At 59.0% G+C, this 7,331-nt stretch carries 7 protein-coding genes and 1 tRNA gene; 5 read left to right on the forward strand and 3 right to left on the reverse strand.

Going from position 1 to position 7,331, the window contains the following annotated elements; genetic code table 11:
- Window positions 1-25: 25 nt before the first annotated feature.
- A complete protein-coding gene (locus ACQRAX_RS22790; protein ID WP_274112816.1) occupies window positions 26-1,237 on the reverse strand; it encodes a pyridoxal phosphate-dependent aminotransferase in 1,212 nt (403 codons plus the stop codon).
- 167 nt (window positions 1,238-1,404) lie between these two features.
- Between ACQRAX_RS22790 and msrB the strand changes: the two genes are divergently transcribed.
- Both msrB and ACQRAX_RS22800 read left to right on the forward strand, forming a co-directional pair.
- Window positions 1,405-1,800 carry a peptide-methionine (R)-S-oxide reductase MsrB gene (gene msrB, locus ACQRAX_RS22795; protein WP_412040742.1) on the forward strand — a complete coding sequence of 132 codons (396 nt, stop codon included), beginning with the start codon at window positions 1,405-1,407 and terminating at the stop codon, window positions 1,798-1,800.
- Window positions 1,801-1,814: 14 nt separating this feature from the next.
- Window positions 1,815-2,300 (forward strand): glutathione peroxidase, encoded by a 486-nt coding sequence (locus ACQRAX_RS22800; protein WP_412040741.1) that lies wholly within the window; start codon window positions 1,815-1,817, stop codon window positions 2,298-2,300.
- On the opposite strand, the gene ACQRAX_RS22805 is transcribed toward ACQRAX_RS22800, so the two are convergent.
- Window positions 2,293-4,653, reverse strand: a complete 2,361-nt coding sequence (locus ACQRAX_RS22805) for a response regulator (RefSeq protein ID WP_412040740.1) — start codon at window positions 4,651-4,653, stop codon at window positions 2,293-2,295. The two genes, ACQRAX_RS22800 and ACQRAX_RS22805, sit on opposite strands and share 8 nt — an antisense overlap.
- Before the next feature lie 81 nt (window positions 4,654-4,734).
- On the opposite strand from ACQRAX_RS22805, the gene ACQRAX_RS22810 reads away from it, so the two are divergent.
- Both ACQRAX_RS22810 and ACQRAX_RS22815 read left to right on the forward strand, forming a co-directional pair.
- A complete protein-coding gene (locus tag ACQRAX_RS22810; protein ID WP_412040739.1) occupies window positions 4,735-5,628 on the forward strand; it encodes an ATP-binding protein in 894 nt (297 codons plus the stop codon).
- Window positions 5,621-6,103 (forward strand): GAF domain-containing protein, encoded by a 483-nt coding sequence (locus ACQRAX_RS22815; protein ID WP_412040738.1) that lies wholly within the window; start codon window positions 5,621-5,623, stop codon window positions 6,101-6,103. The genes ACQRAX_RS22810 and ACQRAX_RS22815 overlap by 8 nt, the downstream gene beginning before the upstream one ends.
- A 47-nt stretch (window positions 6,104-6,150) precedes the next feature.
- On the opposite strand, the gene ACQRAX_RS22820 is transcribed toward ACQRAX_RS22815, so the two are convergent.
- A complete protein-coding gene (locus ACQRAX_RS22820; protein ID WP_412040737.1) occupies window positions 6,151-6,918 on the reverse strand; it encodes a hypothetical protein in 768 nt (255 codons plus the stop codon).
- Between the two features lie 336 nt (window positions 6,919-7,254).
- Here ACQRAX_RS22820 and ACQRAX_RS22825 point away from each other — a divergent pair.
- Window positions 7,255-7,330: transfer RNA gene (locus ACQRAX_RS22825), tRNA-Glu, on the forward strand.
- The last annotated feature ends 1 nt before the right edge of the window (window position 7,331 follow it).

Consider the following 7,331-nt stretch of genomic DNA (forward strand, 5'->3'; position numbering starts at 1 on the left):
GCAGGTCTTCCCAAAAGCCTGTGGGTTATTGCTGATATGTCTTCAGGAAGTTTCCGATGCGACCGATGGCCTGCTCCAGGTCGTCGACCCGCGGCAGGGTGACCACGCGGAAGTGATCAGGCCATGGCCAGTTGAATGCGGTGCCCTGGACGATCAGCAGTTTTTCCGAGAGCAGCAGGTCAAGGACGAACTTTTCGTCGTTGTGGATCGGGCAGACTTTAGGGTCGATCCGCGGGAAGGCATACAGTGCACCCATCGGCTTGACGCAGCTGACCCCGGGAATATCGTTGAGCAGTTCCCAGGTGCGGTTGCGTTGCTCAAGCAGGCGGCCAGGCGGCAGGACCAGGTCGTTGATGCTCTGGTAGCCACCCAGGGCGGTCTGGATCGCATGCTGGCTCGGCACGTTGGCACACAGGCGCATGTTGGCCAGCATGTCGATGCCCTCAATGTAGCTCTGGGCGTGCTGCTTGGGCCCGGAGATCGCCAGCCAGCCGGAGCGGAAGCCCGCTACCCGGTAAGACTTGGACAAACCGTTGAAGGTCAGGCAGAGCAGGTCCGGGGCCAGCGATGCGGTGCTGATGTGCACCGCCTCGTCGTAGAGAATCTTGTCGTAGATCTCGTCGGAGAACACCACCAGGTTGTGCTGGCGAGCCAGTTCTAGCATGCCCAGCAGCAATTCGCGCGAGTACACCGCGCCGGTGGGGTTGTTCGGGTTGATGATCACCAGGGCCTTGGTGTTGGAGGTGATCTTGGCCTTGATATCGTCAAGGTCAGGGAACCAGTCGGCCTGCTCGTCACATAGGTAGTGCACCGGGTTGCCGCCGGCCAGGCTCACCGCGGCGGTCCACAGCGGGTAGTCCGGTGCCGGGATCAGGACTTCATCGCCGTTGTTGAGCAGGGCTTGCATCGACATCACGATCAGTTCGGAGACGCCGTTGCCCAGGTAGATGTCTTCGATACCGACACCTTCGACCTGCTTTTGCTGGTAATACTGCATGACCGCCTTGCGCGCGCTGAACAGGCCTTTGGAGTCGCTGTAGCCCTGTGCGGTCGGCAGGTTGCGGATCACATCCTGGAGGATTTCGTCCGGCGCTTCGAAACCAAAAGGCGCCGGGTTGCCGATGTTCAGCTTGAGGATGCGATGGCCTTCCTCCTCCAGGCGTTTGGCGTGCTTGAGCACCGGGCCGCGAATGTCATAGCAGACATTGGCGAGCTTGTTCGATTTGCTGACCTGCATGATGTGATCCCGATTAGAAAAGATCGCCGCGCACTGCGCTGTGAAATCGTTTGAAATGCGTGTAACGCGGGTGCCAGACTGGTGTCTGATGAGGCGCAATAATATACGTGCCGACCGCGTTGTGGAAAAGACGCAACGCGGGGTTTTTAGTCTGCCGAGGCCTGCACATGGAAAAGATAGAGAAAACCCTGGACGAATGGCGTGCGATGCTCGACCCGGAGCAGTACAACGTCTGTCGCCTGAAAGGCACCGAGCGGCCCTTCAGTGGCAAGTACAACGGCACCAAGACCGACGGCGTCTATCACTGTATCTGTTGCAACGCAGCGTTGTTCGATTCGAATGCCAAGTTCGACTCCGGCTGCGGATGGCCGAGCTTCTACCAGCCGATCAAGGGCAGCGCGATGATCGAGATTCGCGACACCTCCCACGGCATGATCCGTACCGAAGTGACCTGCGCGCAGTGCGATGCGCACTTGGGGCACGTATTCCCCGATGGTCCACCGCCGACCGGTCTACGCTATTGCATCAACTCGGTCTGCCTGAACCTGGTTCCACGTCAATAAGAGGAGAGACAGCCATGGCCGACGCGCTGCTGAATATTCCCTGCGTCACCTTGGCGGGTGAGCAGAAGGTCCTGGGCGATTTCCAGGGCAAGGTATTGCTGGTGGTCAATACCGCCAGCCAGTGCGGTTTTACCCCGCAGTACAAGGGGCTTGAGCAACTCTGGCAGCGTTATCGCGAGCAGGGGCTGGTGGTCCTGGGCTTTCCCTGCAACCAGTTCGGTAAGCAGGAGCCTGGTGACGCGCGCGAGATTGCCCAGTTCTGCGAGATGAACTTCGGTGTCAGCTTTCCGCTGTTTCGCAAGATCGAGGTCAATGGCGATTCCGCGCATCCGCTGTATGTCGAGTTGAAGAAGCGCGCGCCGGGTTTGTTCGGGTCGCAAAAAATCAAATGGAATTTCACCAAGTTTCTTGTCGATCCTGCAACCGGCAAGGTGACTCGCTACGCCCCGAGCACCAAGCCCGAGGCACTGGCGGCCCCTATCGAGAAGCTGCTCAAGTAGCCAGCACTGGAACCCAGTGATCGATCAGGGCCAATAGCTCTTCGCGCCGGAAGGGCTTGGCCAGGTAATCATTCATGCCCGCCGCCCGGCAGCGCTCCCGCTCTTCGGGCATGGCGTTGGCGGTCAGGGCGACGATTGGCAAATTCGGCCAGCGTCCGCTCTGGCGAATCTGCCGGCTGGCTTCATAGCCGTCCATGACCGGCATGTTGCAGTCCATCAGCACCAGCTCGAACGGTGTTTGTTCGAGCTGCTCCAGGGCGTCGGCACCATGGCTGGCAATGCTCACCTCGCAGCCGAGTTTGGCCAGCATGCCCTTGGCGACCAACTGGTTCACCGGATTGTCTTCCACTAGCAGGATACGAGCGCGCCGCTGGCTGAGCAGGGTACTTTGTTTGGTGCTGGAGTTGATGCTGTCAGTGCCGTGCAGCGTGTGCCGCAATACTTGGTACAAGGTGTTGCGCGCCAATGGACGAGCCTGTTGTTGCAAGGGGGTCAGGTTGGCAGCCTGTTCGCCGGGAAGAAAGTTACCGTAGGCGGTCACCAGCAGGATCGGAGCCTGAATCTGTGGCCGAATCTGGAACAGGCTGTCCAGGTCGTCAGTGATCAACAGATCGGGAGCTGCGCCGCTCAACGCACTGGGGTGGTCGTAGCGGCGATACTCCAACCCCCATTCAGGCAACAGCGTTTGCAACAGTTCGGCGAGGCCGCTGCTGGCATCACTGATCGCCGCGACACGCCCGCGCAGGCGTTCGGCAGGCACTGCCGGGGTGTGGCAGGGCAGCGGTAGTTCGGCACTGAACTGGCTGCCAAAGCCGGCTTCGGAGCTGATGCTCAAGCGCCCTTGCATGGCCTCGCAGAGGTTGTTGGTCAGGGCCAGCCCGAGGCCAGTGCCGCCGTATTGGCGGGTAATCCCGGCCCCGGCCTGAATGAACGGCTGGAAGATCCGCACCTGGGCTTCATGAGGAATGCCGATACCGGTGTCGCAGACATCCAGGCGCACGCCGCCACTGTAGGCGCGAAGTCGCACATCGACGCGACCGAAGCGCGTGAACTTGAGCGCGTTGGACAGCAGGTTGCTGACAATCTGGCGAACCCGGGTGGGGTCGCCGAGGACCATGCTGGGAAACGCTGAGTCGATAAGGCAGGTCAGCTCGACACTGGGCGCTGCGTTCTGCGACAACAGGTTGGCAGTGTCTTCGACCAGGGCGCCAAGGTCGAAAGGGATGCGTTCCAGCTCCAGTTGGCCGGCGTCGAATTTGGACAGGTCGAGAATGTCGTTGAGTAACTCCACCAGTACCTTGCCGGAGTCGTGGGCAATCGACAGTTGCTGGCGCTGTTCGGCGTTCAGCGGGCTGTCCAGGGACAGTGCAATCATCCCCAGCAAGCCATTGAGCGGTGTGCGGATCTCATGGCTCATATTGGCCAGGAAGGCGGCTCGGGCCTGGGCCATGTCCAGGGCGCGTCGTCGTGCATCTTCCAGCTCTTCATTGGACTGACTCAGGCGGGTGTTGCTGGCCTTGAGTTCATTGGTACGCGCCGAGACGATATTTTCCAGTTCGTTGAGGTATTCGGTCAGGCGGTTTTCGGCGTTGCGCCGTTGCTGGATTTCGGTGGCCATGCTGACGAACTGCTGATTGGCAACTTTGACCAACACGCCGATTTCGTCGTGCTCATGGCCGGGCGGGTATGACAGCTTCGACTGCGCAGGTTGGCGCGAGTCGCGATTGGCCAGGGCGCTGATAACCCGCACCAGGGGTTTGGTCAGCATGAAATAGAACAGCGCCAGGAGGATGCCGGTGAGGATCAGGCTGCGCATGAAACCATTGAGCAAGGTGACTTCGGCGCGCTTGAGAAAGCGGCCACCGAAAGCGAAAGTGTCGACTTCCAGGTAAAGGGTACCGAGGTAGTCGTTGGGCATATGGCTGAGGTATAGCGGGTCTTGGAAGCTTCGGCTTTCGCCGAACAGGAAATCGCTGATCAAGCGATAGCTGCTTTCTTCACGGGGGCGCTGAACATCAGCGAGCACCGTGTCGTTGTTGTCGATCAGCCGGGCGCGGGTAATCGCTGGCGATTGCAGCAGGCCGCCAGTCAGCTCCTGGGCCAGCTCCGCATCGATGTTGTAGGCGATGCGAGAGGCCGGGTTGTGACTGATTTGCAGCAAAGCCTGCATCTCGCGGTTGATGGAGGCGTCTTCGCTGGCATAATCGATACCGATCTGGATGAGACTGAGCAATGTACCCAGGATGAAGCCGACCAGCACCGTCAGCCGGGCTTGCTTGTAGGACAGGCGATTGGTGAACTTGATATCCATGAGCCCCGAGCCAGTTTCACTTTCCGTGCGCTGCGCTAGCATAGCCGATCAGTCCCGGCTGCTGGCATGCCTGTCACACATTCAGCTGTGCCGTTGTCCTTGAATCTGTCTTGAGGAAACCTTGTGGACTCTCGTTTGAATGCTTTTCTGGAGCGTGCCGAAACCGTGCTCGCCCGCCTTGAACCTTTGCTGCCGGCCCTGCGTCCGCAGATTGACTGGAACCTCTGCCTGGCAGCGCGCTGGCAGCGTGATGGTCGCAGCGGCTATCTGCTGCCGCTGCAGGTCAGCCTGGACATGCGCCTGTCTGATTTGATCGGCGTCGATCAGCAGCGTGAGCAGCTAGGCCGCAACACGCGTCAATTCATCGATGGCATGCCTGCCAACCACGCCTTGCTGTGGGGTTCGCGCGGTACCGGTAAGTCGTCGCTGGTGCGGGCACTGCTGGCCGAGCATGCTGAGGCCGGCCTGCGTCTGATTGAGATCGAACGTGATCACTTGGCCGACCTGCCACGCGTCGTCGAGCAATTGAGCAAGTTACCCCAGCGTTTTGTGTTGTTCTGTGACGATTTGTCGTTCGAAGCCGGGGAGGGTGACTACCGGGTGCTCAAGAGTGTGCTGGATGGTTCTCTGGAGCAGGCGCCGGACAACGTCCTGTTGTATGCCACCTCGAACCGCCGCCACCTGGTGCCGGAAAAACAGAGCGACAACGAAAACTGGAAGATGGTCGACGGTGAATTGCACCCCAATGAGGCGGTGGAAGACAAAATCGCCTTGTCCGACCGTTTTGGCCTGTGGCTGTCGTTTTACCCCTTCAGCCAGGACCATTACCTTAACGTCGTCGAACACTGGATCAGCCAGCTGGCACACTCTGCCGGATTGCGCTGGCAGCGTGATGAATCGCTGGACATCCTCGCTGTGCGCTGGGCAACCGGCCGCGGTAACCGTAATGGCCGTTGTGCCTATCAGTTCGCTCGTTACTGGGTGGGACTGCAATTGTTGGAGCAAAAAGATGATTGACCTGAATGCTTCTGGTGCAGGCCTTGAGGGCTACGGCCTATTGGCTGCGCAGCTGGAAGCGCTGTTTGCCGATGAGCGAGACTTCATTGCCAATGCGGCACAGTTTTCCGCGTTTCTTTACAGCCAGGTCGAAGACCTGAACTGGGCAGGTTTCTACCTCAATCGTAATGAAGAGTTGGTGCTGGGGCCATTCCAGGGCCAGGTCGCCTGTGTGCGGATTCCGTTCGGCCGTGGTGTGTGCGGCGCGGCTGCAGCGAGTCGCGAAACCCAGCGGGTCGGGGATGTGCATGCCTTCCCGGGGCATATCGCCTGTGATAGCGCGTCGAACAGTGAGCTGGTGATTCCGCTGGTCAAGGGCGGGCGTTTGATTGGCGTACTGGATCTGGACAGTCCGAAGCTGGCGCGCTTCAGTGAGGCGGATCAGCAAGGGATAGAGCGCCTGGCGGCGATCTTTCTGCGCTTGACCGACTGCTGAAGTGGTTGTTGTGGGAGCGGATGTATCCGATCCCACAAACCTCGTGATCAGTCGTATATGACTTTCTTCTTCCAGTCTTCCGTTGTGTCGGTCTTCAGGCCTTCGGTCAGTTCGTTCACTTCGTCTTCGGCAGGTTCAAGCTTGCTCAGCACCTGGGCATTGGCTCGGGCCAGCAGCTTTTCCATGTACTCAAGCTGCTCGCGATAGAGCACAGGGTCCGGTTGCTTGCGTAGGTACTGGACACCACGTTCGAAGGCCAGGCGCGCATGCCCGGGTTGATTCTGTTGCAGCGCCTGCTGACCAAGGTTGTTGAAGAACTCGATGTGCAGCAGCACCAGAATGTGGCGAATTTCCTTAACCCAGTACTTGGCCTCGTTGGTGGGTAGGAAGCCTTCCTGCGCCGCACGGGTGATTTGGTTGTGCATGCCTTCTAGGAGAAAGCGTACATCCTTGGCCCGGGCTTCTGTCTGGATCGGTGCGGGAGGATTGTTGACGGGAATGGCATCACCCTGGGCGATCAAGCCTTCGAGTTCGGCAATGCGTGCGCGAATATCCCGGCTGTTTTTATCCAGGGCCAGCCGGCGCTGGTTGAGGTTGAGTTCCAGGCGGGTCAGCAGCAGCTTCAACGCGGGCGTCATCAATTGGCCGGGGAAGGTTTCGGTGATCTCGCCACAACGGCGCAAGCGTTCGGCCAGCTCGATCTTCAGCCGGGCACGCTCAAGCTTGTTGTTCTCGACCACATTGTTGAGGTAGCCGATCACGATCAATAACGCGATCCCCGCCACAATTAGCAGGGTGATCATAAGTGGTGTCACCGTTAACGCCTCATACAGGATGATTTACCATTTGAGTGTAGTGGCTAAGCTTTTACCCGGATAGAGCTGTTTAGCGGTTGTCAGGGGTGCCATGGTGGCATTTTGCATCTGAATTGCCGCAGCCATAAGGGTTTCAGTCAAAGGCGGCTGTCAGAAAATAAACGTCAAGGTCCAGGCGCGTAAAATCGACTGGTGGTGTGCGAAGTACTGGGAAGTCATTGATTTAAATAAATTTATCTAGAGGGGTTGACGGCTTCTCAAAGCATCCCTAGAATGCGCGCCACTTGCAGCGTAAAGCACACAGCGAAACGCGGCAGGGAGTGAATGTTGTAGTGTGTCCCCTTCGTCTAGTGGCCTAGGACACCGCCCTTTCACGGCGGTAACAGGGGTTCGAGTCCCCTAGGGGACGCCAT

Origin of the sequence: Pseudomonas sp. UM16, assembly GCF_050312595.1 — a bacterium.
Classification (GTDB): domain Bacteria; phylum Pseudomonadota; class Gammaproteobacteria; order Pseudomonadales; family Pseudomonadaceae; genus Aquipseudomonas.